A 239-nucleotide genomic window follows, 5' to 3' on the forward strand; every position below is an offset into this window, starting at 1 on the left:
CTGACTGCCAGAGACTCGGTGGATGATCGGGTGAAAGGGCTGGAACTGGGGGCCAATGATTACCTGGTTAAGCCGTTCTCTTTTGCGGAGTTGCTGGCTCGGGTAAGAAATCAGCTCCGGCAGCAGCAGCCGCACAGTAGCGTCCTGCGGGTGGGCGATCTGGTGCTGGACTCAGCGCGCTTTCAGGTTCTGCGTGACGGTGTCACTCTTGCACTGACGCGCAAAGAGTTCATGCTGTT

1 pseudogene is annotated in these 239 nt (G+C 58.2%); it reads left to right on the forward strand.

Annotated elements, in window-relative coordinates:
- Positions 1–239: pseudogene (locus SB756_RS34795) on the forward strand (DNA-binding response regulator); the annotation flags it as partial.

This window comes from Pseudomonas sp. SIMBA_068 (assembly GCF_046534705.1).
Taxonomy (GTDB): Bacteria; Pseudomonadota; Gammaproteobacteria; order Pseudomonadales; family Pseudomonadaceae; genus Aquipseudomonas; species Aquipseudomonas putida.